This is a genomic window from Streptomyces sp. CA-106110, assembly GCF_050936285.1.
Taxonomy (GTDB): domain Bacteria; phylum Actinomycetota; class Actinomycetes; order Streptomycetales; family Streptomycetaceae; genus Streptomyces.
The window spans coordinates 7,427,110-7,453,108 of record NZ_JBNJNB010000001.1; the positions used below are offsets into that span (position 1 = coordinate 7,427,110).

At 70.0% G+C, this 25,999-nt stretch carries 16 protein-coding genes and 3 pseudogenes; 9 read left to right on the forward strand and 10 right to left on the reverse strand.

From position 1 onward, the window contains the following. The first annotated feature begins 35 nt into the window (after nt 1-35). Nucleotides 36-782 (forward strand): response regulator transcription factor, encoded by a 747-nt coding sequence (locus ACQEXA_RS34275; RefSeq protein ID WP_359397032.1) that lies wholly within the window; start codon nt 36-38, stop codon nt 780-782. A gap of 37 nt (nt 783-819) precedes the next feature. On the opposite strand, the gene ACQEXA_RS34280 is transcribed toward ACQEXA_RS34275, so the two are convergent. After that, a complete protein-coding gene (locus tag ACQEXA_RS34280) occupies nt 820-2,022 on the reverse strand; it encodes a winged helix-turn-helix domain-containing protein (RefSeq protein WP_432928334.1) in 1,203 nt (400 codons plus the stop codon). Nucleotides 2,023-2,235: 213 nt separating this feature from the next. Then, nucleotides 2,236-2,817 carry a GNAT family N-acetyltransferase gene (locus ACQEXA_RS34285; RefSeq protein ID WP_432928332.1) on the reverse strand — a complete coding sequence of 194 codons (582 nt, stop codon included), beginning with the start codon at nt 2,815-2,817 and terminating at the stop codon, nt 2,236-2,238. A gap of 406 nt (nt 2,818-3,223) precedes the next feature. On the opposite strand from ACQEXA_RS34285, the gene secA reads away from it, so the two are divergent. Beyond that, nucleotides 3,224-6,034, forward strand: a complete 2,811-nt coding sequence (secA, locus tag ACQEXA_RS34290; RefSeq protein WP_432928330.1) for a preprotein translocase subunit SecA — start codon at nt 3,224-3,226, stop codon at nt 6,032-6,034. 73 nt (nt 6,035-6,107) lie between these two features. On the opposite strand, the gene ACQEXA_RS34295 is transcribed toward secA, so the two are convergent. Beyond that, the gene (locus tag ACQEXA_RS34295) at nt 6,108-6,629 is read right to left on the reverse strand and encodes an Rv3235 family protein (protein WP_432928328.1); all 522 of its coding nucleotides are present in this window, start codon (nt 6,627-6,629) and stop codon (nt 6,108-6,110) included. 304 nt (nt 6,630-6,933) lie between these two features. Here ACQEXA_RS34295 and ACQEXA_RS34300 point away from each other — a divergent pair, with 304 nt between their 5' ends. The 3 genes from ACQEXA_RS34300 (at nt 6,934) to ACQEXA_RS34310 (ending at nt 9,736) form a co-directional block, all read left to right on the forward strand. Then, nucleotides 6,934-8,160: an RNA-guided endonuclease InsQ/TnpB family protein gene (locus ACQEXA_RS34300; RefSeq protein WP_432931508.1), complete on the forward strand. Its 1,227-nt coding sequence runs from the start codon at nt 6,934-6,936 to the stop codon at nt 8,158-8,160. 326 nt (nt 8,161-8,486) lie between these two features. Next, nucleotides 8,487-9,002, forward strand: a complete 516-nt coding sequence (locus tag ACQEXA_RS34305) for a DUF6912 family protein (protein ID WP_433131946.1) — start codon at nt 8,487-8,489, stop codon at nt 9,000-9,002. 68 nt (nt 9,003-9,070) lie between these two features. Then, nucleotides 9,071-9,736: an HAD family hydrolase gene (locus ACQEXA_RS34310; protein ID WP_432928322.1), complete on the forward strand. Its 666-nt coding sequence runs from the start codon at nt 9,071-9,073 to the stop codon at nt 9,734-9,736. Nucleotides 9,737-9,779: 43 nt separating this feature from the next. On the opposite strand, the gene ACQEXA_RS34315 is transcribed toward ACQEXA_RS34310, so the two are convergent. Continuing rightward, nucleotides 9,780-10,346 carry a DJ-1/PfpI family protein gene (locus ACQEXA_RS34315; protein ID WP_433131948.1) on the reverse strand — a complete coding sequence of 189 codons (567 nt, stop codon included), beginning with the start codon at nt 10,344-10,346 and terminating at the stop codon, nt 9,780-9,782. A gap of 613 nt (nt 10,347-10,959) precedes the next feature. On the opposite strand from ACQEXA_RS34315, the gene ACQEXA_RS34320 reads away from it, so the two are divergent. The 3 genes from ACQEXA_RS34320 to ACQEXA_RS34330 all read left to right on the forward strand — a co-directional run bounded on the left by ACQEXA_RS34320 (nt 10,960) and on the right by ACQEXA_RS34330 (nt 18,243). Then, nucleotides 10,960-15,897 carry an NAD-glutamate dehydrogenase gene (locus ACQEXA_RS34320; RefSeq protein WP_432928320.1) on the forward strand — a complete coding sequence of 1,646 codons (4,938 nt, stop codon included), beginning with the start codon at nt 10,960-10,962 and terminating at the stop codon, nt 15,895-15,897. A 226-nt stretch (nt 15,898-16,123) separates the two neighbouring features. Then, nucleotides 16,124-16,636 (forward strand): GtrA family protein, encoded by a 513-nt coding sequence (locus ACQEXA_RS34325; protein WP_433131950.1) that lies wholly within the window; start codon nt 16,124-16,126, stop codon nt 16,634-16,636. 182 nt (nt 16,637-16,818) lie between these two features. Beyond that, the gene (locus ACQEXA_RS34330) at nt 16,819-18,243 is read left to right on the forward strand and encodes a hypothetical protein (protein WP_432939211.1); all 1,425 of its coding nucleotides are present in this window, start codon (nt 16,819-16,821) and stop codon (nt 18,241-18,243) included. A 111-nt stretch (nt 18,244-18,354) separates the two neighbouring features. Here the strand turns inward: ACQEXA_RS34330 and ACQEXA_RS34335 are convergent. The 4 genes and pseudogenes from ACQEXA_RS34335 to ACQEXA_RS34350 all read right to left on the reverse strand — a co-directional run bounded on the left by ACQEXA_RS34335 (nt 18,355) and on the right by ACQEXA_RS34350 (nt 24,110). After that, nucleotides 18,355-20,009: pseudogene (locus ACQEXA_RS34335) on the reverse strand (glycosyltransferase family 2 protein). Further along, nucleotides 20,009-22,243, reverse strand: a pseudogene (locus ACQEXA_RS34340) (CDP-glycerol glycerophosphotransferase family protein). Before ACQEXA_RS34340 ends, ACQEXA_RS34335 begins: the two co-directional pseudogenes overlap by 1 nt. Before the next feature lie 78 nt (nt 22,244-22,321). Continuing rightward, nucleotides 22,322-23,200, reverse strand: a complete 879-nt coding sequence (locus ACQEXA_RS34345) for an ABC transporter ATP-binding protein (RefSeq protein WP_432928314.1) — start codon at nt 23,198-23,200, stop codon at nt 22,322-22,324. After that, the gene (locus ACQEXA_RS34350) at nt 23,193-24,110 is read right to left on the reverse strand and encodes an ABC transporter permease (protein WP_432928312.1); all 918 of its coding nucleotides are present in this window, start codon (nt 24,108-24,110) and stop codon (nt 23,193-23,195) included. The genes ACQEXA_RS34345 and ACQEXA_RS34350 overlap by 8 nt, the downstream gene beginning before the upstream one ends. Nucleotides 24,111-24,371: 261 nt before the next feature. Here ACQEXA_RS34350 and ACQEXA_RS34355 point away from each other — a divergent pair, with 261 nt between their 5' ends. Further along, nucleotides 24,372-24,998, forward strand: a complete 627-nt coding sequence (locus ACQEXA_RS34355; protein ID WP_432928310.1) for a TetR/AcrR family transcriptional regulator — start codon at nt 24,372-24,374, stop codon at nt 24,996-24,998. Nucleotides 24,999-25,104: 106 nt separating this feature from the next. Here ACQEXA_RS34355 and ACQEXA_RS34360 read toward each other — a convergent pair. Both ACQEXA_RS34360 and ACQEXA_RS34365 read right to left on the reverse strand, forming a co-directional pair. Further along, nucleotides 25,105-25,323, reverse strand: a pseudogene (locus tag ACQEXA_RS34360) (ADP-ribosylglycohydrolase family protein); the annotation flags it as partial. 53 nt (nt 25,324-25,376) lie between these two features. Continuing rightward, the gene (locus ACQEXA_RS34365; RefSeq protein WP_432928308.1) at nt 25,377-25,982 is read right to left on the reverse strand and encodes a TetR/AcrR family transcriptional regulator; all 606 of its coding nucleotides are present in this window, start codon (nt 25,980-25,982) and stop codon (nt 25,377-25,379) included. Between the last annotated feature and the right edge of the window lie 17 nt (nt 25,983-25,999).

The following is a 25,999-nucleotide window of genomic DNA, read 5'->3' on the forward strand; positions in this document are numbered from 1 at the left end:
CACGACCCCAGCCGCAGCCTTCAGGGGGAGGAACGATGGCGGACAGCTTCGGACCGATGCGTGACGAGGACGCCGACGACGGCGCCACCGTCATGGGCCCGGACGTGGGCTCGCCACGCAAGGAGCCGATCCGAGTCCTCGTCGTGGACGACCACGCCCTCTTCCGTCGCGGTCTGGAGATCGTGCTTGCGGCCGAGGAGGACATCCAGGTCGTCGGCGAGGCGGGGGACGGCGCGGAGGCGGTCGACAAGGCGGCCGATCTGCTGCCCGACATCGTGTTGATGGACGTACGGATGCCCAAGCGCGGCGGGATCGAGGCGTGCACCTCCATCAAGGAGGTGGCGCCCAGCGCGAAGATCATCATGCTGACCATCAGCGATGAAGAGGCCGATCTCTACGACGCGATCAAGGCCGGTGCGACCGGTTATCTCCTCAAGGAGATTTCCACGGACGAGGTGGCCACGGCCATTCGCGCGGTCGCCGACGGCCAGTCGCAGATCAGCCCCTCCATGGCGTCGAAACTCCTCACCGAGTTCAAGTCGATGATCCAGCGCACCGACGAGCGGCGGCTGGTTCCGGCGCCCCGGCTCACCGACCGGGAGCTCGAGGTCCTCAAACTCGTCGCCACCGGAATGAACAACCGGGACATCGCCAAGGAGCTGTTCATCTCCGAGAACACCGTGAAGAACCACGTGCGCAACATCCTGGAGAAGCTGCAGCTGCACTCCAGGATGGAGGCCGTGGTCTACGCGATGCGGGAGAAGATCCTCGAGATCCGCTAGCGGGACCGGGGCTCAGCCCCCGCCGCGGTGGCAGGAATCAGTCCAGGGCTCGGGCCAGCTCCCGCATGAGGGGCTCGCGCAGCGCCGGGTCGTCCACCCGTTCCACGCGGACGTTTGTGCAGTCCACCCATGTCGCCGCCTCCAGCAGGGCCTGGGCCACCGCCGGGACCGCCTTGGCGCCGTCCAGGGCCACCTGCTTGGCGACCAGTGTGCGTCCCTCGCGGGCGGGGTCCACTCGGCCGACCAGCCGGCCGCCGGCGAGGACCGGCATCGCGAAGTAGCCGTACACCCGCTTCGGCTTCGGGACGTACGCCTCCAGGCGGTGTGTGAAGCCGAAGATGCGCTCCGTGCGCGCCCGCTCCCAGATCAGGGAGTCGAACGGCGACAGAAGCGTCGTACGGTGCCTGCCTTTCGGCGGGGTCTGCAGGGCCTCCGGGTCCGCCCAGGCGGCCTTGCCCCACCCCTCGACCGTCACCGGGACCAGGCCCGAGTCCGCGATCACCGAGTCGACCTGTTCGCCCCTGAGACGGTGGTAGTCCGCGATGTCCGCGCGCGTGCCGACTCCGAGGGACTGGCCTGCCAGGCGCACCAGACGGCGCAGGCACTCGGCGTCGTCCAGTTCGTCGTGGAGGAGTGCCTCGGGGACCGCGCGCTCGGCGAGGTCGTAGACCCGTTTCCAGCCCCGGCGCTCGACGCACACCACCTCCCCGTACATCAGCGCGCGCTCCACGGCGACCTTCGTGCCTGACCAGTCCCACCACTCGCTGGTCTTCTTCGCGCCGCCCAGGTCCGTGGCCGTGAGCGGGCCTTCGGTGCGCAGCTGCTTGACGACCTGGTCGTAGACCCCGTCCGGGAGCGTGTGGTTCCAGTGCGGGCGGGCGCGGTAGGCGCGGCGCCGGAAGGCGAAGTGGGGCCACTCCTCGATCGGAAGGATGCACGCGGCGTGGGACCAGTACTCGAACGCATGGGGCCCGGCCGCGGGCGTGCCGTCGGGCGACGGCGTCCAGTAGGCCGAGTCGACCGTCTTGCGCCCTATGGCGCCCAGGCGCGCGTACGGGATGAGCTCATGGGAGCGGGCGAGCACCGAGATGGTGTCGAGCTGGACCGCGCCCAGGTGGCGCAGCACGCCGCGGACCCCGGACCTGCGGTCGGGCGCGCCGAGGAAACCCTGGGCCCGCAGGGCGATGCGGCGGGCTTCGTCGGCGGTCAGTTCGGTGGCGGGGCGCGGAAGACTCGGCATGGTGACACGGTAGGACGTGGCACTGACATCGATCGCGGTACGCGGGTTCCGGTGGTCTCGGCCGGGACGCGGACCCCTTCCGACGTGCGACGACGACGGCCCGACACTTAGGGATGGCCACCCGGCGACGGACACTCCCGCACCCGGCGACAGGCACCCGACGTCGGAGGACACTCCGCACCCGGCGACCGGCCCCGGTGCCGCGCCCCCGGCCTACGCGGGCCGCGCAGGTGCGGGTAGATACGGTGCCGTCGACGGCAGCTCCAGGTCCGACGGCAGCAGTGAGCCCACCCAGCAGTCCCGGCGCACTCCCTTGTTGTTGATCGCGGAGCGCAGGACGCCCTCGATGGTGAAGCCCGCGCGCTCGGCGACCGCACGGGACCCCGCGTTGCCCACCTCGGCGCGCCACTCCACTCGGTCGACCGACAACTGTGTGAAGGCCCAGCGCGACGCGCCGAGCGCCGCCTCCGTGATGTAGCCGTTGCCGCGGTGTTCCTTCGCCGCCCAGAAGCCGATCTCGGCGACGCCCAGCGAGCGCATCGTCAGGCCGAGCATGCCCACCAGCTCGTCGGAGGGCAGCAGGAAGACACCGAAGGTGAACATCGAGGCGTCCGCCCACCCGTCCGGCACCACCTGCCCGGCGAACGCCTCCGCGTGCTCGCGCAGGTACGGCGACGGGATCGTCGTCCAGCGCTGGATGTCGGGGTCCTGGGCGGCTACGTACACCGCGTCCGTGTCCTTCGGGCCCACGGTGCGCAGCACCAGACGCGCGGTGGTCAGGGTGACGGGGTCCATCGCCCGATTCTGCTCGGGCTCCCGCCCCGGCGCCATGATTTTTCACCCCGGGCCGCGTCGCTTTCGCCGCGAGGGGGGCGGCTGTGTCCGGCCGGGCCCGCGCCTTCGAATACGCCGCGGCCGTTTCCCGCCGGGTGGGCCGGCCGGTGCCGCCGCCGTTCCTGGCCGGCCGACCGGCCCTTCCGGACCCGCCACGCCGTCGTGCCGTGGCGCTCGTTTCCGCGTGTCAGGCCCGTTACTTTTCGTGGCAAGGACGCGGCACCTTCGGCGGCGCCCGTCCGTTGTCCTAGTGGCTGTCGGGGGCAGACCTCCCGGTGCGGCGGGGTCCTCGCTTACGATGGCCGTTGCTCAAGCTGTCATACGTAACCGACCGTCCCAGGCCCGACCGGCAAGGAGACAAACCCCCGTGTCCGTCCTCTCGAAGATCATGCGTGCAGGCGAAGGCAAGATCCTGCGCAAGCTGCACCGCATCGCGGACCAGGTCAACTCCATCGAAGAGGACTTCATCGACCTCTCCGACGCCGAGCTGCGGGCCCTCACCGACGAGTACAAGCAGCGGTACGCCGATGGCGAGACCCTCGACGACCTGCTGCCCGAGGCCTTCGCCACCGTGCGCGAGGCCGCCAAGCGTGTCCTCGGCCAGCGGCACTACGACGTGCAGATGATGGGCGGTGCCGCGCTCCACCTCGGCTATGTCGCCGAGATGAAGACCGGTGAGGGCAAGACGCTCGTCGGCACCCTGCCCGCGTATCTGAACGCCCTGTCCGGAGACGGCGTCCACATCGTCACGGTCAACGACTACCTGGCCGAGCGCGACTCGGAGATGATGGGCCGCGTCCACAAGTTCCTGGGCCTGGACGTCGGCTGCATTCTGGCCAACATGACGCCGGCCCAGCGCCGCGAGCAGTACGCGTGCGACATCACGTACGGCACGAACAACGAGTTCGGGTTCGACTACCTGCGCGACAACATGGCGTGGTCCCAGGACGAGCTCGTCCAGCGCGGACACAACTTCGCGATCGTCGACGAGGTCGACTCCATCCTCGTGGACGAGGCCCGTACGCCGCTGATCATCTCCGGCCCGGCCGACCAGGCCACCAAGTGGTACGGCGACTTCGCCAAGCTGGTCACGCGCCTCAAGAAGGGCGAGGCGGGCAACCCCCTCAAGGGCACCGAGGAGACCGGCGACTACGACGTCGACGAGAAGAAGCGCACGGTCGCCATCCACGAGGGCGGCGTCACCAAGGTCGAGGACTGGCTGGGCATCGACAACCTCTACGAGTCGGTGAACACCCCGCTGGTGGGCTACCTGAACAACGCCATCAAGGCCAAGGAGCTCTTCAAGCGCGACAAGGACTACGTCGTCATCGACGGCGAGGTCATGATCGTCGACGAGCACACCGGCCGTATCCTCGCCGGCCGCCGCTACAACGAGGGCATGCACCAGGCGATCGAAGCGAAGGAAGGGGTGGACATCAAGGACGAGAACCAGACGCTCGCGACGATCACCCTGCAGAACTTCTTCCGCCTCTACGGCAAGCTCTGCGGCATGACCGGTACGGCGATGACCGAGGCCGCCGAGTTCCACCAGATCTACAAGCTCGGCGTGGTCCCGATCCCGACCAACAAGCCGATGATCCGCAACGACCAGTCGGACCTGATCTACCGCACCGAGGTCGCCAAGTTCGAGGCGGTCGTCGACGACATCGCCGAGAAGCACGAGAAGGGCCAGCCGATCCTCGTCGGCACGACCTCGGTCGAGAAGTCCGAGTACCTCTCGCAGCAGCTCGCCAAGCGCGGCATCCAGCACGAGGTGCTCAACGCGAAGCAGCACGACCGCGAGGCCGTCATCGTCGCGCAGGCCGGCCGCAAGGGCGCCGTGACCGTGGCCACGAACATGGCCGGCCGAGGTACGGACATCAAGCTCGGCGGCAACCCCGAGGACCTCGCCGAGGCCGAGCTGCGCCAGCGCGGGCTCGACCCCGAGGAGCACATCGAGGAGTGGGCGCAGGCGCTGCCCGCCGCCCTGGAGCGCGCCGAGCAGGCGGTCAAGGCCGAGAAGGACGAGGTTCAGGATCTCGGCGGCCTGTACGTGCTGGGCACCGAGCGGCACGAGTCGCGCCGTATCGACAACCAGCTGCGCGGTCGTTCCGGCCGTCAGGGCGACCCCGGCGAGTCGCGCTTCTACCTCTCGCTGGGCGACGACCTGATGCGTCTGTTCAAGGCGCAGATGGTCGAGCGCGTCATGTCGATGGCGAACGTGCCGGACGACGTGCCGATCGAGAACAAGATGGTCACGCGCGCGATCGCGTCCGCCCAGTCGCAGGTCGAGCAGCAGAACTTCGAGACCCGGAAGAACGTCCTCAAGTACGACGAGGTCCTCAACCGGCAGCGTGAGGTCATCTACGGCGAGCGGCGCCGCGTCCTGGAGGGCGAGGACCTGCACGAGCAGATCCAGCACTTCATGGACGACACGATCGACGCGTACGTCGGTGCCGAGACCGCCGAGGGCTTCGCCGAGGACTGGGACCTGGACCGGCTGTGGGGCGCCTTCAAGCAGCTCTACCCGGTGAAGGTCACCATCGAGGAGCTGGAGGACGCGACCGGCGACCGTGCCGGGCTGACCGCCGAGTTCATCGCCGAGTCCATCAAGGACGACGTCTACGAGCAGTACCAGGAGCGTGAGGCGCAGCTCGGTTCCGAGATCATGCGTGAGCTGGAGCGCCGGGTCGTGCTGTCGGTCCTGGACCGCAAGTGGCGTGAGCACCTCTACGAGATGGACTACCTCCAGGAGGGCATCGGCCTGCGCGCGATGGCGCAGAAGGACCCGCTGGTCGAGTACCAGCGCGAGGGCTTCGACATGTTCACCGCGATGATGGAGGGCATCAAGGAGGAGTCCGTCGGCTACCTGTTCAACCTGGAGGTCCAGGTCGAGCAGCAGGTCGAGGAGGTCCCCGTCGAGGACGCCAAGCCCTCCCTGGAGAAGGAAGAGGCCGTGGCGGCGCAGGCGGCTCGCCCGGAGATCCGCGCGAAGGGCCTCGAGGCGCCGCAGCGTCGCGAGCGCCTGCACTTCTCGGCGCCCACCGTGGACGGTGAGGGCGGCATCATCGAAGGCGACTTCGTCGGCGACGACGAGCCGGTGCGCTCGGAGGCGGACGGCCTCACGCGCGCTGAGCGCCGCAAGCAGGCCAAGACAGGGCGGCGCCGCAAGAAGTGACGCCGCTGCGGTCGGCACAGCCGTGACGAGGGGCCGGGCACCGGAGGGTGCCCGGCCCCTCGTGTCGTCCGGGTCAGGCGTCGTCCCTGCCCGGCCTCCGGGGTCCGCCCAGTTCCACCGCCGTGCAGCGCCAGCGGTGGTCCGTCCCGCACTCCAGGCGGAACGCCATCGCGCGGAGCTGGTCGCCCGCGCCGATACGGGCGAAGGCCTCGATGGCGCCAGGGCGCGGTACGTAGTACCCGATGTCGCGGACGACGGGGCGGGCGCCCCGGGTGCGCAGTGCCCCGCGTTCGGCGAGCCAGGCCAGCTCGTCGTAGGCGCGGCCGACGGTATGGCGGAGCATGCTGTGCACCGGGCGCTGACCGCTCAGCACGGACACCAGACGGTCGGCGAAGACATCGGTCGGGCGCTGCTGGGCAACCGGACCGGCCGGCCCCGGCGCGACGGGTGGTGTGGCGCGGGACGTCCCCGGGCGGGGTGCCGTATGGCGGGGTGTGCTGCCGGGGCGGCGGGTGTCGTGACGCACCGGCGGGCGGCCGCCCGGGTGCCGCTTGACCTTGGACATCGTGCTGTTCCTGGTCATGACCTTGTTCATGTGGATCCCCGTTTCGCGGGACCGGCGGATACCGGTCGGTAACTTCTCGGTGGGGATCTTGTACGAGGCGCGGGGCCGCGCTCGCAAGGAATCCCGAGGTGCGCCGCGGGGGCCGAAGGATTCAGCGGGTTCCTCCGATTCCTCCCCGGCCTTCAGGCCGGGGAGGAATGGGACTCCTGCGGAGCAGGGCGGGGAAAGGGCAATCGCCGCCAGGGTGATTGGCCGTCGACCACGGGGCGGGGTGAGTAGGCCCGCTTTGATCAAGAGCTCTCAACTGTCAGTCCTCCCGGATAGATTCGGGTTCATGACGGCGGACGCGACGATGGATGGGGATGCCGGGCATGCCCGGTACACGTATCGTCTTCGTGTGTCCGCCGGCGCGCGGGCTGCGCTCGAAGCGGAGTGGGACCGGTGCCGCTGGATCTGGAACGAGTGCGTGGCCAAGTCCAAGGCCGTGTACCTGCACAACAAGGTGTGTTCCAAGGACAAGTTGACGTGTGGTCCAGCGCAGCTCGACAAGATGCTGACCGGGGCGCGCCGGGTGACGTCGTGGCTCGCGCAGGGCGCGAGCGTGCCGCAGCAGCAGGTCATACGCGACTTCGCGACATCGCGGGCGAAGGCGCTGGGGGACATCAAGGCCCGGCTGCCGATGCGGCAGCGTGCGGGGATGCCCCGCTGGAAGAAGAAGCGGGAGGCCGATCCGTCGTTGAACTACACCCGGCGTGGGTTTTGTCTCAAGGACGGGCGCCTGTACCTGGCGGGCGGGATCGTGTTGACGGTGGTGTGGTCGCGCCGGCTGCCCAAGGCGCCGTCCTCGGTGCGCGTGTACCGCGACAGTATCGGCCATTGGTATGCGTCCTTCGTGACCGCCGCCACCACTGAGCACCTGCCGAAGACCGGCCGCGTGATCGGGATCGACTGGGGCGTCAAGGAGAGTGCGACCACCACGAGCGACGATTACGACCTTCCCCACGCCCAGCATGGGAAGAAGGCCCAGGCGAAGCTCTCGCGCTATGACCGGATGATGGCCCGACGCCGACCGGCCAAGGGGCAGGCCGCCTCGAAGGGCTACCGCGAGGCGAAGAAGCTGCGCGCGAAGGCGTACGCCAAGGTCGCCGGGCAGCGTCAGGACACCGGCCGCAAGTGGGCCAAGTCCGTGGTCTGCGACCATGACCGGATCGCAGTGGAAGACTTCCGCCCGAAGTTCCTCGCGAAGACCACCATGGCCGAGAAGGCGGCCGACGCCGCTATCTCGGCAACCAAGCGCGCCCTGATCGAGATGGGCCGCAAGCATGGGCGGGATGTGCGCCTGGTGCATCCCGCGCACACCACGATGGAGTGCGCAGACTGCGGAGCGAGAACCAAGCACGCGCTGCTTCTCTGGGAGCGAACGTATACCTGCACGCGATGCGGAGCCGTGCGCCCTCGGGACAAGAATTCCGCGTTCGTGATGCTGGTCCGGGCGGGTTGGTGCCCGGCAGGTGCTGAGGGCGTAAGACCTTCCGGGCCGCCGGCCCGGAAGGCTGCCTGAGCCTGGAATCCCCACACACGCCCGAAGGCGCCCCGCAAGGGGCGTCCGGCCGCAAGGCCGGACGGGAACCCCCCGCCTTCAGACGGGGGAGCCTTCAACTATCAGGGTGATGAGCGGGCACGGGCGGGGGGCTCCATGGGGCGCCCGGGCTGTACCGGGTGATCCCTGGGCGCCTCGGTTGACCACGGGGAAGACTGCGACCGGGGCCCGAAGGGGGACGGCCGCACGTATCCTTGGGTGACTCGCCGGAGGCGCGGGACCGACCTCCTCGTGGTCCTCCCACGGGCCTGTCCGGCCGGCCTCACCGACTACGAAAGCGGCTCGTCATGCGCGTCTACGTCCCCCTGACCCTCTCCGGGCTCGCCGAGGCGTACAAGACGGGTGAGCTGGGTGCGGGACCGCTGGTCGCGTACGCCGTCACGCCCGCGCTGCGCGAGTGGTACCTGTCCGACGACATTGAGGAACTGGAGTACGCGGCCCTGAGCCGGGCCGCGCTGGCCTCGCTGCGGCTGGTGGCGGCGGACCCGGGGGCGCCGCGGCGACGGGTGGTCGTCGCGGTCGACGTACCGGACCGTGCGGCGGCCGCCGACCCCGACAAGGGCCTCGACCCGGCGGCGCTCGGCGAGGTACGGGTCACCGGGGCCGTGGCGCTGGCCAAGGCGGCCGCGGTGCACGCCGACGCGGCCGACGCGGAGGCGGACGTCACGGCGGCGGCCGAGGCGCTGGAGGAGGCGGACCGCGGTGACGACGACGCGCAGTTCGTGGTGAACGGCGCCGAGGACCACGAGCTGCTCTGGTACGCGACGCAGGAGGTTCCGAATGTGCTGGGGCTCGGGGACTGATCCGGGTTTTGCCTCCCGCGGGGCCGGTGCACCGGCGATTGTCAGTGGGGCCGGGTAGGTTTTCCGGCATGGGGACGTACGGAAGCGCTCACATCGTCTGGGACTGGAACGGCACGCTGTTCCACGACAATGACGCGATCATCGGGGCCACGAACGCGGCCTTCGCCGAACTCGGTCTGGCGCCGATCACACTGGAGCGCTACCGGGCGCTGTACTGCGTGCCGGTGCCCAAGTTTTACGAGCGGCTGATGGGACGGCTGCCGACGGACACCGAGTGGCGGCTCATGGACGAGGTCTTCCACCGGTACTACTCGGAGCACCGCATCCGGTGCGGGCTCACCGAGGGCGCGACGGAACTGCTCGCGGGATGGCGGTCGGCCGGCCGCAGCCAGTCCATCCTCAGCATGTACATGCACGACGAGCTCGTCCCCCTGGTCCGTGGTTTCGGGATCGAGACGCACTTCGTGCGGGTGGAGGGGCGCACCGGGCCGTCCGGCGGCAGCAAGGCCGAGCACATGGTCCGGCACCTACGGGCCCTTGCGGGCGTGCAGCCGGCGCGCACGGTGGTGATCGGGGACGCCGCTGACGACGCGGTGGCCGCCCGGCACGTGGGAGCACGGGCCGTTCTGTACACCGGCGGCTCCCACAGCCGCGCCAGCCTGGAGGAGATCGGTGTGCCGGTGGTGGACACGCTGCGGGAGGCGGTCGCGGAGGCCGAGCGGCTGGCGGCCTGAGCGGGTGTGTGCGGCGCCCGTCGGGGCGCCGCACCGGGTGCCGTCAGGTCACCGGCGCCTTCGAGCGCAGCACTGTGAGGAACTCGCGCATCCAGCCGGGGTGGTCCGGCCAGGCGCGGGACGAGACGAGGGTGCCGTCGACGACCGCCTCGACGTCCTGGAAGGCCGCCCCGGCCGCCTGCATGTCCAGCTCCAGCGCGGGGTAGGCCGTGACGCGCCGTCCGCGCAGGGCGTCGGCCGCGGCGGTGAGCAGGGGGCCGTGGCAGATCTGGGCGACGGGCTTGTCGGTGTCGAAGAAGGACTTGAGGATCTTGCGCAGCTCGGGGTCGTTGCGGAGGTACTCCGGGGCGCGACCGCCGGGGATGACGAGGGCGGCGTAGTCACCGGGGTCGACCTCGGAGAAGGCGAGGTCGGCGGGCCAGGTGTAGCCGGGCTTCTCGGTGTACGTGTCGAAACCGGCTTCGAAGTCGTGGACGACGAAGCGGAGTGTCTTGCGGCTGGGGGCCGCGATATGGACCTCGTAGCCCTCCTCGCGCAGGCGCTGGTAGGGGTAGAGGACCTCCAGTGATTCGGCGGCGTCGCCGGTGACGATCAGGATCTTCTGCGTCATGTTGGCTGTGCTCCCCTCGGTCGGGCGGAGGGCTGCGTCCGCTGCTTCTGGCAACGTGCCCGAGGCCGAGGGCGCTGCCAAGGGGCCGCGTACCGCTTGCCGGCCGTGCTCGCTGCTCGTACCGCCATGTTCGCACCGACGGCTCTGCACGGCATCGTCCTCTACGCCCCTGTGCAGAACGTCAAAGTTCGACCCCCTCTTTTGTACACATACGGCTCATGACGTGCCCCCCGTGCAGAGCGATAGCCTTGTGGCGTGATCAGCGCGATACCTCGCGGGGACGTTCTTGTCCCTGCCCTGCGCCCGGTGAGCACGGACGACATCCGTGACCGGGCGGCGGTCGCTGATCCTCACAGGCGGGGCCGGCCGGGAAGGGCGCCGCAGGCGCCCGGGACGGCAGCAGGGGTGCCGGGGACGCGGGAGGCGCACGACGCGCCGAGAGAGGCGTCACAGCCGCCCCAGGTGCCGGAATTGGCCGATAACCCCCCACCTTCCTCTCCGTGCGGCATAGCGTCGAACCAGACCGGACACCCCGCGTCACGACGTCACGTCGGAGAAGAGACCGTATTTCCTTCTACGTCACGCAACGGCGCGCGACAGGAGCCAGAGGACAATGCAGACCAAGCTGGACGAAGCCAAGGCCGAGCTGCTCGAACGGGCCGCCCGGGTAGCTGAGAACAGCCCGGTCGGGGGGCACCTACCGACTGGGACGACGGGCGAGGGCACCCCCGACCGGGACACCGTGCTCGCGTTCCTCCAGCGCTACTACCTGCACACCGCCCCCGAGGACCTGGCGGACCGCGATCCGGTGGATGTCTTCGGAGCCGCGTTCTCGCACTACAGACTGGCCGAGACGCGTCCGCAGGGCACGGCCAACGTGCGGGTCCACACCCCGACCGTCGAGGAGAACGGCTGGACCTGCAGCCACTCCGTCGTCGAGGTGGTCACCGACGACATGCCCTTCCTGGTCGACTCCGTCACCAACGAGCTGTCCCGCCAGGGACGCGGCATCCACGTCGTCATCCACCCCCAGTTCGTCGTCCGCCGCGACCTGACCGGCAAGCTGCTCGAGGTACTGCCCGAAGGCCCCGACTGCGCGTTGCCGCACGACGCGCATGTCGAGTCGTGGATCCACGTCGAGATGGACCGCGAGACCGACCGCGGTGACCTGAAGCAGATCACCGCCGATCTGCTGCGTGTCCTGTCCGACGTCCGCGAGGCCGTCGAGGACTGGGAGAAGATGCGCGAGTGCGCGCTGCGCGTCGCCGAGGGGCTCCAGAAGGAGCCCGTGCCCGACGACCTGCCCACCGCGGACCTGGAGGAGGCCAGCGAGCTGCTGCGCTGGCTGTCCGCCGACCACTTCACCTTCCTCGGCTACCGCGAGTACGAGCTGCGCGACGACGACGTGCTGGCCGCCGTGCCCGGCACCGGGCTCGGGATACTGCGATCCGACCCGCACCACTCGGGTGACGACCAGCACCCGGTGAGCCCCTCCTTCGAGCGGCTGCCCGCCGACGCCCGCGCCAAGGCCCGCGAGCACAAGCTGCTGGTCCTCACCAAGGCCAACAGCCGCGCCACGGTGCACCGCCCGTCGTACCTGGACTACGTCGGCGTGAAGAAGTTCGACGAGAACGGCAACGTGGTCGGCGAGCGCCGCTTCCTGGGCCTGTTCTCGTCCGCCGCCTACACCGAGTCCGTGCGCCGGGTGCCCGTCATCCGCCGCAAGGTCGACGAGGTCCTCGACGGCGCCGGCTTCTCGCCCAACAGCCACGACGGCCGGGACCTGCTCCAGATCCTGGAGACCTACCCGCGCGACGAGCTGTTCCAGACCCCGGCCGACGAGCTGCGCTCCATCGCCACCTCCGTCCTCTACCTCCAGGAGCGCCGTCGGCTGCGGCTGTACCTGCGCCAGGACGAGTACGGGCGCTACTACTCGGCCCTCGTGTACCTGCCGCGCGACCGCTACACCACGGGCGTGAGACTGCGGATCATCGACATCCTCAAGGAGGAACTCGGCGGTACCAGCGTCGACTTCACGGCCTGGAACACCGAGTCGATCCTGTCCCGGCTGCACTTCGTGGTCCGTGTGCCGCAGGGCACCGAGCTGCCGCAGCTGTCCGACGCCGACAAGGAGCGCATCGAGGCCCGCCTCGTCGAGGCCGCCCGCTCCTGGACCGACGCCTTCAACGAGGCGCTGAACGCCGAGCTCGGCGAGGAGCGGGGCGCCGAGCTGCAGCGCCACTACTCGGGCGCCTTCCCCGAGGGCTACAAGGCCGACCACACCCCGCGTGCCGCGGTCGCCGACCTCGTCCACCTGGAGCAGCTCACCACCGAGGAGGGCGGCAAGAACTTCGCCCTCAGCCTGTACGAGCCCGTGGGCGCGGCCCCTGGCGAGCGCCGCTTCAAGATCTACCGCAAGGGCGAGGCGGTCTCCCTCTCCGCCGTGCTGCCCGTGCTCAACCGGCTCGGCGTCGAGGTCGTCGACGAGCGCCCGTACGAGCTGCGCTGCGCGGACCGCACGATCGCGTGGATCTACGACTTCGGTCTGCGTCTGCCCAAGTCGATGACCGGCAACGATTACGTCGGCGATGACGCCCGCGAGCGCTTCCAGGACGCCTTCTCCGCCACCTGGACCGGGAAGGCCGAGAACGACGGCTTCAACGCCCTGGTGCTAAGCGCCGGACTCACCTGGCGGCAGGCGATGGTGCTGCGCGCGTACGCCAAGTACCTGCGTCAGGCCGGTTCGACCTTCAGCCAGGACTACATGGAGGACACCCTCCGAAACAATGTCCACACCACCCGGCTGCTGGTCTCCCTCTTCGAGGCGCGGATGTCGCCGGACCGGCAGCGGGCCGGGGTGGAGCTGACCGACGCCCTGCTGGAGGAGCTGGACGCCGCGCTCGACCAGGTCGCCTCGCTCGACGAGGACCGGATCCTGCGCTCCTTCCTCACCCTGATCAAGGCGACCCTGCGCACCAACTTCTTCCAGGAGGCGCGGGGCGGCAGGCCGCACGACTACCTCTCCATGAAGTTCGACCCGCAGGCCATCCCGGACCTGCCGGCGCCGCGCCCCGCGTACGAGATCTGGGTGTACTCGCCGCGCGTGGAGGGCGTGCACCTGCGCTTCGGCAAGGTCGCGCGAGGCGGCCTGCGCTGGTCCGACCGGCGCGAGGACTTCCGCACCGAGATCCTCGGCCTGGTCAAGGCGCAGATGGTGAAGAACACCGTCATCGTGCCCGTGGGCGCCAAGGGCGGGTTCGTCGCCAAGCAGCTGCCGGACCCGGCCGTGGACCGCGACGCATGGCTCGCGGAGGGCATCCGCAGCTACCGGACGTTCATCTCCGCCCTGCTCGACATCACCGACAACATGGTCGCCGGCGAGATCGTGCCGCCCGCGGACGTGGTCCGGCACGACTCGGACGACACGTATCTCGTGGTCGCCGCGGACAAGGGCACGGCGACGTTCTCGGACATCGCCAACGAGGTCGCCGAGAGCTACCACTTCTGGCTCGGGGACGCCTTCGCCTCCGGCGGCTCGGCGGGCTACGACCACAAGAAGATGGGCATCACGGCCCGCGGCGCCTGGGAGTCCGTGAAGCGGCACTTCCGGGAGCTGGGTGTGAACACCCAGGCCGAGGACTTCACGGTCGTCGGCATCGGCGACATGTCCGGTGACGTGTTCGGCAACGGCATGCTGCTGTCCGAGCACATCCGCCTGGTCGCGGCCTTCGACCACCGGCACATCTTCATCGACCCGAACCCGGACGCGGCGACCTCGTACGCCGAGCGCCGCCGTCTGTTCGAGCTGCCGCGTTCCTCCTGGGCCGACTACAACACCGAACTGCTGTCGGCCGGTGGCGGGGTGTTCCCCCGCTCGGCCAAGGCGATCCCGGTCAACGGGCACATCCGCGAGGCCCTCGGCATCGAGGGGGCCGTCACCAAGATGACCCCCGCCGATCTGATGCAGGCGATCCTCAAGGCGCCGGTGGACCTGCTGTGGAACGGCGGCATCGGGACGTACGTCAAGTCCTCGGCGGAGTCGCACGCGGACGTCGGTGACAAGGCCAACGACGCCATCCGGGTGGACGGCTGCGACCTGCGTACCAAGGTGGTGGGCGAAGGCGGCAACCTGGGCCTGACCCAGCTCGGCCGGATCGAGTTCGCCCAGCATGGCGGAAAGATCAACACGGATGCCATCGACAACAGCGCGGGCGTGGACACCTCCGACCACGAGGTGAACATCAAGATCCTGCTCAACGCGGTCGTGGCGAACGGTGATCTGACCGTCAAGCAGCGCAACCATCTGCTCGCCGAGATGACCGACGAGGTCGGCTCTCTGGTGCTGCGCAACAACTACGCGCAGAACGTGGCGATCGCCAACGCCCTGTTCCAGTCCAAGGACATGCTGCACGCACAGCAGCGGTTCCTCCGGTATCTGGTGCGCGAGGGCCACCTCGACCGGGCGCTGGAGTTCCTGCCCACCGACCGGCAGATCCGCGAGCGGCTCAACTCCGGTCACGGCCTGACGGGCCCGGAGACGGCCGTCCTGCTGGCGTACACGAAGATCACCGTGGCCAAGGAGCTGCTGGAGACGCCGCTGCCGGACGACCAGTATCTGCGCACCCTGCTGCACGAGTACTTCCCGACGGCCCTGCGCGAGAAGTTCCCCGAGCAGATCGACCACCACGCGCTGCGTCGTGAGATCGTGACGACCCTTCTGGTCAACGACACGGTGAACACGGGCGGCACGAGCTTCCTGCACCGGCTGCGCGAGGAGACGGGCGCATCGCTGGAGGAGATCGTCAGGGCGCAGACCGCGTCCCGCGCGATCTTCCACTCCAGCATGATGTGGGACGCGGTGGAGGCGCTCGACAACCAGGTCGACGCCGATGTGCAGACCCGGATCCGCCTGCACTCCCGCCGGCTGGTGGAGCGCGGCACGCGCTGGCTGCTCAACAACCGGCCGCAGCCGCTGGAGCTCAGCGGCACCATCGAGTTCTTCAAGGACCGCGTCGAGCAGGTCTGGAACGAACTGCCCAAGCTGATGCGCGGTGCGGACCTCGAGTGGTGGCAGAAGATCTACGACGAGCTGACGGGCGCCGGCGTCCCGGACCAACTCGCCACGCGTGTGGCCGGGTTCTCCTCCGCCTTCCCGGCGCTCGACATCGTCTCGGTGGCAGACCGCACGGGCAAGGACCCGATGGCCGTCGCCGAGGTCTACTACGACCTCGCCGACCGGCTGCGGATTACCCAGCTCATGGACCGCATCATCGAACTGCCGCGCGCCGACCGGTGGCAGTCGATGGCGCGCGCGGCGATCCGCGAGGACCTGTACGCGGCCCACGCGGGCCTGACCGCCGAGGTCCTCTCGGTGGGCAACGGCAGTTCCACGCCGGAACAGCGGTTCAAGGCCTGGGAGGAGAGGAACGCGGCGATCCTTTCGAGGGCGCGCACCACCCTCGACGAGATCGCGAGTTCGGACTCCTTCGACCTGGCGAACCTCTCGGTCGCGATGCGCACGATGCGCACGCTGCTGCGGACGCACAGCTAGGCACCGCCCGGCGGTACGGCCGGTACCGCTACGGCGGGGGCGCCCCACGGTGTTGGGGCGCCCCCGTTCGTATGTCCGGGCGTCCTCCCTCAGTTCGCAGGGCTGGGACGGCTTTCTTGTCAATACCTTGGGCAATTCAGGAGTTGAATTTACCGTTTCCTGCTAAACGGGACATTTGGGCTAAGGTTTGGCCTGATCGTCGAACGAGTGTGGAGGACCCGTACCCGTGACTGTGAACCTCTCCGAGCAGCGGCCCCAGGTCGCTCGCCCGGTAGCCGAGACCGTCGTCCCCGCCCCTGCCCCGGTGATCTCCCGGGCCCGGCGGATCGTGGTCGAGGTGGCCAAGTTCGGGGTCGTCGGCGGCAGTGGTGTCGCGGTCAACATCCTCGTCTTCAACTTCCTTCTGCACGTTCTGACGTGGGCGCCGATGACGGCGACCGTGCTCGCCAGCATCGTCGCCATGGGCACCAACTACCTCGGCTTCCGCTTCTTCGCCTACCGGGACCGCGCCTCGCGCACCCGGCAGCAGATCGTCCTGTTCTTCGGCTTCAGCGGAATCGGCGTGCTGATGGAGAGCGTGCTGTTCTACGTCGGCTACCACGGGCTCGACATGAACGGGCCGCTCGGCTCGAACGTGGCCAAGGCCCTGTCGATCGTGCTGGCGTCGGCGTTCCGCTTCCTGGTGTACCGAACGTGGGTGTTCCAGCACGAGGCGAAGCAGAGCGCCGGCGCGCGATGAGCGTCGCCTCCGACGGGACAGGCGGTACCGGCAGAAGGATCACCGGGGCCGAGGAGAAGACCGGGCCGGCCACGGGAACCGAGAGGCCGAAGCGGCCCTGGAGCGCGCTCACGGCCGCCGGAACGCCGCGCGGAGGGGCCGGAGCCGTCGTGTGGGCGGCCCTGGGCCTGCTCGCCGTACTGATGCTGCTCGTGATCGTCCGGCTGCCCTGGGACGGCGACCTCGGCATGCACGCCGCGACCGTGGAGCGGCTGCGGCACCGACTGCTCGACCCCGGCAATCCGCTGGTCGACGCGAACACGCCGAGCCCGTACTACTCGCCGTGGACCCTCTTCCTCGGGGCCGTCGCCCGCCTCACCGGGCTGTCCGTCTGGGTCGTGCTGCGCATCGGCGCGCTGATCGGTCTGACGCTGCTGGTCACCGGCGTCTGGCGGTACGTCCGCACGCTGAGCGCCGAGCGTCTCGCGCCGCCGCTCGCCCTGCTGTGCGTGGTGTTCCTGTGGGGCACGCAGGTGTTCAACTGGAGCGGCTTCCTCGGTCTCAACTCGCTTGCCCTGACGGTGGCTTACCCGAGTGTGTTCGCGCTCGGCCTCGCCTTCCACTTCTGGGCGCTGCTGGCACGGGCGCTGGAAGGCGAGGGAGCCGGATGGGTCGCCTTCCTCGGGCTCGGTGCGATGTGGGCGGTGATCCTGCTCAGCCACCAGTTCACCGGGGTGGTGGCGACGCTGGGGGCGATCGCGATCGCGATCGCGACCGTGGCCGGGGCGCGGCCCGGGCGCCGGGTCCTGCCGCGGCTCGGGGCCGGTGCCGTGCTCGGGTCGGCGCTCCTCGCGCTCTGGCCGTACTACGACTTCTTCGCGCTGCTGCGCACGGGCGGCCTGGAGGCGATCCACCGGCCGCTGTACCAGCACCTGGTCACACGGTTCTGTCTCGTACTGGCCGGAGTGGTGGCGCTGGGACTGCGGGCACGGCGGAACCCGCGGGACCCCCTGGTGGTCTTCTTCCTGCTCGGGGCGGTGCTGTTCGCGGCGGGCGGGCTGACCGGGCACTACTCCTGGGGACGGGCGCTGCCGGCGGTGCTGATCCCGGCGCAGGTGGCGGCGGCCGTGGAGGTGGCCGGTGCGGCGCGGGGAGCGCTGCGCAACTGGGCGGCCGTGGTGCTGGCGGCCGCGCTGGCTGTCGGGGCGTGGACGCAGGTCCAGACCGTGGGGTTCGTGGTGGGCCGGAGCGCACTGCCCGGGGCGGTCGCGGCGAAGTACCGGGCGCCGTGGACGGGTTACCACTGGATCACCCCGTGGGTCCGGTACGGGGACGTGGTGATGGCGAAGACGTATCCCGCGCGGCAGATCCCGGCGTACGGGGCGTACACCGTGGCTCCGGGATATCCGGACTTCTTCCTGCCGGACCAGGGGAGGCGGGAGGCGGCGGTGCGGACGTACTTCGCGGCCGGGTCGTCGCGGAGCGCACGTCTCGACGTGCTCCGGTCCTACGGCGTGCGGTGGGTGGTGCAGCGGCCCTCGGACGGGGGGCTGCCGCCGGGCGACCGGGCGGTGCGGAAGGTGGCCTCGGGACCCGGGGGCCAGGTGCTGTACGAGGTACTGCGCTGAGGAGGCTGCTGCACCCGTCCGGTGTTCGACCGCGGATCGTCCAGGTCAGGAGCCGGACCGGGCAGCACTCTCCGGGGGCGGCGGGGGCCAGGGCCCACGCGCCGCCCGCCGTCACCGCAACGCGCTCCTGACCAACTGCGCCGCCCGCCGTACTCGCGGTCCCGCCACCCGGCCGACCACCGGGCCCACGCGTGCCGTGACTCCCACGGGCCGCCACCGGATCTGCAGGCGGCCAGGGCCGCTTCCCTCCGGTTCGACGGTCACGTCGTGCGGCAGGGTGCCGACGGGGGTCGCCGTGAGGGACGGGAAGACCGTCGGCGCCAGCAGGACGCCCGTGTTGGTCAGGCCCTGATGTTCCAGGCGCAGCACCGGATGGCGGATGCCCTCGAAGCCCTGCACGGGCAGATGGGCCGCCGCCAGGTCCACCCGGACGCGTCCCTCGAAGACACCGGGGCGGACCGGGTCCAGACGGAAGGCAGTGACCAGGCGGCGCCTGCCGGGCGAGACCACGACGCTCGCCCGCTGCGGGCCGACAGGCAGACGCAGGCCCGGGTCGAAGGTGCGGATCGAGAGATCGACCGACGCTCCCGGGCCCGGAGTCACGGACGTGATCTCGTGGCGGAACAGCGCGCTGGGGAAGGGCCGGTCCTCCAATTCGAGTTCCGAGACGTCCAGTTCACGGCGGGCCCAGGAAGAGGACGGGGTCCGTGTGCCCCAATGGACCGCTCCCGAACCGTCCGTCACCACCTCCCGCGGCGCCACTTCCTGTCCCAGTTCCCGCGCCGCGGACCGTGCCTCGGCGAGCCGGCGCTCGCGCACCAGCTGGATCACCACGCGTTCCGTACGCGGCAGTCGGGCGTACGCGCCGGGCGCCAGTGTCTCCAGATACGGCGTGACCACGTCCGCGAAACCGGCCAGCCACTCCTCGTCGCGGTACGGCAGATCGCCCGCGTACATCCGGAAGTCGTGCTTGAGGAACTTGTGGTCCTTGTGCTCGCGCAGCCCGCCGTGGCCGCTCGTCTCGAGGAAGTCGTCGATCAGCCGCTGCACATGGATGCGGTCCCGCACGTTCGTGAGCTTGTGCCGCTGGTTGGAGATGGACGCCGACTCCGCCGCCACGAACGGCGCAATGTACCAGCGGTACACCGGCTCGGGGATGATCGTGAAGGAGCGCGCCAGGCAGTACGCCTGTGCCGAGAACAACTGGTCCTCGTAGTGGATGCCCTCGGGGAAGCGCAGCTTGTGGCGGTCGAGGAACTCCCGCCGGTACATCTTGCTGGTCGAGAGGTGCTCGAACAGCAGGCCCGGTTCGGACGCGATGCCCTCGACCGTGCGCCGCTCGGCGACCAGGTGCGGCATCCAGGTCGAGCGGCGACCGGTGTCGATCCGCACGCGTTCCACCGCGCCCATGGTGAAGTCGACGTCGCGTTCGCGGTGTGCCGCGAGCAGCAACTCGACGGCGTTCGCGGGGAGTTCGTCGTCGCTGTCGAGGAACATCAGATACGGGGCCTGAGCGATCTCGATCGCCCGGTTGCGCTGCAGCCGCCGCTGTTCTCGGGCAGTCGCAGATAGCGCACCCGCTTGTCCTGTGCCGCCAGGCGCCGGGCGACCGACGGAGTGTCGTCCGTCGAGTGGTCGTCGCTGATGATCACTTCGATGTCCGGGTGGGTCTGCCGCAGCAGCGAGGCCACCGCGCGGGGCAGACGCTCCGCGTCGTTGTAGACGATGACCGTGATCGTCACATCGGGGGTCCGGGTGGTCGTCATCACGCTGTCGCCTCCGAGGGGGCCGGGGCCGGGGTCCGTTCGTCCACGGGGACCACGGGCGGCAGCGACTCCTCGCTCTCGCCCAGGAACACCCGGCGCACCACCCGCTCCGCAGCCCGTCCGTCGTCGAACTCGCAGAAGCGGCGCCGGAAGGCGGCCAGCGACTTCAGGGAGGCCTCGTCCCGCCATGCCTCCGACTCGAAGACGGCCGCGAGTTCCTCCTGGGTGTGCGCCACGTGGCCCGGCGCCTCGGCCGTCAGGCCGAAGTAGACGCCGCGCGTCTTCGCGTACGTCTCCCAGTCGTCGGCGTAGATCACGATCGGACGGTTCAGGTTGGCGTAGTCGAACATGATCGACGAGTAGTCCGTGACCAGGGCGTCCGCCGCCAACGAGAGGTCCTCGACCGGGTCGTACGACGACACGTCGATCACCCGGCCGGAGCGGCGCAGTCCGGCGAGCGGAGAGGCCGCACCGCCGTAGAAGTAGTGGCCGCGGACCAGCAGGACCGTGTCCTCGCCCAGCCGGTCGGCCAGCGAGGCGAGGTCGAGGCGCGGGGTCCAGCCCGCCTCGTAGTCGCGGTGCGTGGGCGCGTAGAGGACGGCCCGGCGGCCCGGGGCTACGCCGAGGCGGTCGCGGATCGCGCGGACGTCTGCCGCCGTGGCGGAGTAGAAGACGTCGTTGCGCGGATAGCCGTAGTCCAGCGGTGTGTAGCGCGAGGGGTACGCGCGCTACCACATGCGCGTGGAGTGGCTGTTCGCGGAGACGCTGTAGTCCCACTTGTCGATACGGGCCAGCAGCGCCTCGAAGTCCAGCCCCTTGGAGGCGGTCGGGAAGTCGAGCTGGTCCAGGCCCATCCGCTTGAGCGGGGTGCCGTGGTGGGTCTGGAGGTGGATCGCGTCCGGGCGCTTCACCACGGAGTTGGGGAAGTTGACGTTGTTGACGAGGTACTTGGCCCGCGCCATCACGTCCCAGTAGCGGCGGGTGCCGGGCACGATGTGGTCGGTGCCCGGCGGCAGCAGCGCCGCCTTGTGCCGGGACACCACCCACACCGGGTGGATGTGCGGCGCGAGTTCGGTGAGCTTGGCGGCGATCGCGGCCGGGTTGCAGGCCACACCTCGGTCCCAGTACGCCGAGAACACCGCGAGTTCCGCGTCGACGGGCTCGCTCAGCGCCCGGCGGTAGCGATGGTCGCGCAACTTCGCGCCGACCTGGCGCCTGCCCGCCGCGACCACCGACTTGACCTCGCGCCGCTTCTGGTTGGCGGCCTGGAAGGCGCGGTACTTAGTGTACGCGTTCTCCTCGAGGAGCGAGTGGCGGATGCCGTCGAGACCGGTGGGGCGCTGGTGGTACGACGGCCGCCGGCGCACGGCGGCCCGCGACGCGCGACGGAAGAACTCCCGCGCCACCGGCTCCGGCATCCCGCCGCCGGCGAAGGTACGCAGCAGATCGCGCACCATCACGTCGTACAGGACAGACTTCGGTCCGTCGGGCGCGTCCCGCCCGTCCAGCAGCCGGTGCAGCCGCTCGTACCGGTCGATGACCGCGTACCGCTGCGCGGGGACCACCGGCGGCAGGCTCTGCTCGCGCAGGTCCCTTATCTCGTACGCCACCTGGTCCACGGAGGCGATCGCGCCAGCGTGGAGGAGCACGGCGAGGGCGGTGTACGCCTCGTCATCGAGGACGTCCTCGCCCGCGATGTCCGCGTGGACGTCCGGGGACCGCCAGAAGTCCGCGCGCATCACGCGGTTCCCCAGCACCGGGGTCAGCCGGAGCAGTTGGGGGGAGTCGGCGAGCGGGACGGCACGGCGGCCGACCCGGGCCAGGAACCGGCCGTCCCCGCCGGGCACCCCGGAGTTCTGCCAGGTTGAGCGGACATGGTCCACGACCAGGACGTCCGCCGAGTCCCCGAGTTCCGTGGTGCGGTCGGCCACGATGCGCAGGGCGCCGGCCGGCAGTCCGTCCTTGGCGTGCACGAAGTGCAGCCAGCGGCCGGTGGCCCGGGCGGCGCCCGCCGCTCGGGCCACGCCGTCGCTCGTGCCCTCGGGCAGCGGCAGCACCACCATCCGCGAGTCCTCGGCCGCACGCCGCTCCGCCTGCTGCCGGGCCCAGTCGCCGACGGCCGCGACGATCACCTCGGACTCGGCGAAGGGCTGGGCGCCTAGGGAGTCGAGGAGCTCGCCCAGACGACCTTGGGGATCGGGGCCGTGGACGATGACACTCAGCCCTGGTTGCACGTGGTCTCCCTGCTTTTCATACGCCCACGGCGGCACTGCTACTGCTGTGATGAGGCTGTTCGAACGCGTGGGCGGGCCTCAGGAAGGAAGAGGGGCTTTGGCGTCCGCAGGTTCCTTTTTCGGCGGGTTCGGCTTCTTGGGGGTGCTTGGCCGCTTGGACTTGTCGGACTTGTCGCCGGTGAAGGCCTCGTACTCCGCGAGGACCTCCTCGGTCGGCCCGTCCATGCGCAGCACACCGCGCTCCAGCCACAGCACCCGCTCGCAGGTGTCGCGGATGGAGCTGTTGCTGTGGCTGACCAGGAACACCGTGCCCGCGTGCTGGCGCAGCTCGCGGATGCGCTCCTCGGACCGCTTGCGGAAGGCCGCGTCACCGGTGGCCAGGGCCTCGTCGATGAGCAGGACGTCGTGGTCCTTGGCGGCGGCGATGGAGAAGCGCAGCCGGGCGCCCATGCCGGAGGAGTAGGTCCGCATCGGGAGGGTGATGAAGTCGCCCTTGTCGTTGATGCCGGAGAAGTCGACGATCTCCTGGTAGCGCTCCTTGATCTCCTCGCGGGACATGCCCATGGCGAGACCGCCGAGGTAGACGTTCTTCTCGCCCGTCAGGTCGCCCATCAGGGCCGCGTTGACGCCGAGGAGGGAGGGCTGGCCGTCGGTGTAGATGGCGCCGTTCTCCACCGGGAGCAGGCCGGCGACCGCCCTGAGCAGGGTCGACTTGCCGGACCCGTTGGTGCCGATGAGGCCGATGGCCTCGCCCCTGTAGGCGACGAAGGAGACGCTCTTGACCGCGTGCACCTTGCGGACGCCGGCCGCCTTCTCGGCGTGCTTGCGGCGCAGCATGCGGTTGAGGGCGGCGGTGGCGGAGCCGCGTCCGGCGCCGGTGCCGTTGACCCGGTAGACGATGTCGACGCCGTCGGCGACGACGGTGGGGATGCGGGAGTCGCTCACGTTCTCAGCCACGGCCGTACGTCTCCTCAGCCTTCCAGAAGTAGATGAAGCCGCCGACGCCGACGACCAGGGCCCAGCCGGTCGCGATGATCCACACGTGCGGCGGCAGCTGGCTGGCGTGGAAGCTGTCGATCAGGGAGAAGCGCATCAGGTCGATGTAGACGGCGGCCGGGTTGGCCTTGAGCACCGGCGCCACCCAGCTCGGCAGACCGCTGTGCTCGCCGGTCAACTTGTCGATGCTCCACATGACACCGGAGATGTACATCCAGGTACGCAGCACGAACGGCATCAGCTGGGAGATGTCCGGGGTCTTGGCGCCCCACCGGGCCATGATCAGCGACATGCCGGCGTTGAAGGTGAACTGCAGGATCAGCACCGGGATCGCCAGCAGCCAGGAGGCGGCGACCGGAATGCCGAAGCAGAGCAGGATGACGACCAGGGCGGCCATGGAGAACAGCAGCTGCTGGAGCTGCTGGAGGCAGAAGGAGATCGGCAGCGCGGCCCGCGGGAAGTGCAGGGCGCGGACGAGGCCGAGGTTGCCGGCGATCGCCCGGGTGCCGGTCTGGATCGAGCTCGATGTGAACGTCCAGATGAACACGCCCGTGACCAGGAACGGGATGTAGTCCGGCACGCCCTTCTTGGTGTGCAGCAGGACACCGAAGATGAAGTAGTACACCGCGGCGTTCAGCAGCGGGGTCATGACCTGCCAGACCTGGCCGAGCTTCGCCTCCGCGTACTGGGCGGTGAGCTTGGCGGTGGCGAACGCGGAGATGAAATGGCGCCGCGCCCACAGCTGACGGACGTACTCGGACAGGGAGGGGCGGGCGCCGCTGACCGAGAGGCCGTGCCTGGCGGCGAGCTCGGCCGACGTCTCGGCCTGTTCAGTCGCCGTGGGGGGCGGTGTGTGGAGAACCTGGCTCACATCCGCTGCTTTCGCTCGGGGGGTCGGGTGCGCGAACCGGTCCGAAGTGTCCCGCCGCAACGACCCCTCTGGCTGCCTGTTTCCGGCTTTTCTCACGCTTCTTGCCGGGGTTTTGCTCTGCTCTTGGGGTCTTGTGCAGCTCTTGAGGGTTTTGGCTACTGCACTTTACGTCGGGACGGGGCCGTATCGTCGCAACGCGAGCGTAATCTGTCCCGGCGTCGGAACGCAACCGTATCGTCGTTACGCCTTATGCTGGTTCGCATGACCACGAACGCCGACACTCCCCAGGTGAAAAGGCGCCGCAGGGCGCCCGCCGGTGCGGCCGTCCTGCGCGAGGACGTGACGGAGGCCATTCGCGCGGCCGTCTTCGAGGAACTCGCGGCCGTCGGCTTCGCACGGATGTCCATCGAGGGCATCGCGCGCCGGGCGGGCGTCGGCAAGACGGCGGTGTACCGCAGGTGGCGCTCCAAGCTGCACCTGGTCCTCGACCTGGTCTCGGCGGTCGCCGTCCAGGGCCTGTCGGCCCCCGACACCGGATCCCTGGAGGGGGACCTGAGACTTCTCTACGAGGTCACGTCCCGCGCCCTGCGCCACCCCGTGGCGGGCCAGATCATCCCTGACCTCCAGGCGGAGGCGGCCCGCAATCCGGACATCGCCGAGGCCATGCAGACGGCGCTGCGCGAGGGCCAGGAGAGCGTGGCGAGCGGCATCGTCGCGGCAGCCGCCGCCCGTGGCGAGATCCGCGAGGACATCGACCCGGCCCTGGCCCTCGACCTGATCTCGGGGCCGCTGTACTGGCGGGCGGTGGTGGTACGCGGACCGAAGCTGCCGAAGGGCTATCTGGCGGGCCTGGCCCGCGCCACGGCGGGGGCACTCAAGGCGTTGTGAGGGACGCGGGGGACGCTGCGGAGCGGCGTGCGCGGTGCCTCAGCCTGCGCGTACCTGCCTCGCTCCCCTGTGAGTGAGGCTCTGATCTCACCTCTGGGCGGACGAGGAGATCGAGGCCGCCGCGCTCCAGCAGTGACTCCCCGGCGAGCACTGCCATCTGTGTGTCGTCGGTCGCCTCGCCCGGGTCCCAGCCACCGCCCCCGCACAGCTCACCGCCCTGGCCCGGTGCGGGAAAGCGCGCTGAGAACGCGCCTTCGGGCCCGAACTCGAAGGGTGCGCCCAGTGCGTCGCCGACGGCGGAGCCGAGGACGGCGGTGACGGCGCGCTAAGTGTGAGCAGGGCTGTGCGACTCGGTCACCAGGGCAGCGTACGGGCGCCTCAGGCCGTCTTCTCCGGCGCACACCCCCGCAGCATGTACGCCACCAGTGCGTCCAGGCCCGGTTCGCATGCCTCGGGCGGCAGGGAGCCGCCGGCCGCGAGGGTCGCGTAGCCGTGCAGTGTGGAGAAGACCCCGATGCCCACGCTCTCCAGTGGGCCCTCGCGCACCTCGCCACGGTGCTGGCCCTCGGCGATCAGGCTCACCGTCCGGTCGGTCCACCGCTGGGACGCGGCCAGCAGGTCCTCGGACGCCTCCGGGGTGTGCTTGATCGCGAACATGAGGTCGAGCAGTTCGGCGTTGGCGGTGGCGAAGTCGACGTAGGTGCGTGCGGTCGTGGCGAGCCGCTCGGCGAAGGAGTCGCCCACTCCCTCCAGCGACGCCGCGAACGCCTCGTCCAGCCGGTCGAAGCCGACCAGCGCCAGGGCGTCGAGCAGTGCCTGCTTGTCCTTGAAGTGGCGGCTCGGTGCGGCGTGGCTGACGCCCAGGTCGCGGGCGAGCTCCCGGAGGGACAGGGCGGCCGGGCCTTTCTCCCGGAGGGTGTCCTCCGCGCGGGTGAGCAGCGCGGCGCGAAGGTCTCCGTGGTGGTAACGACGACGAGTCTGCATGCGGGCCAGTGTATCGA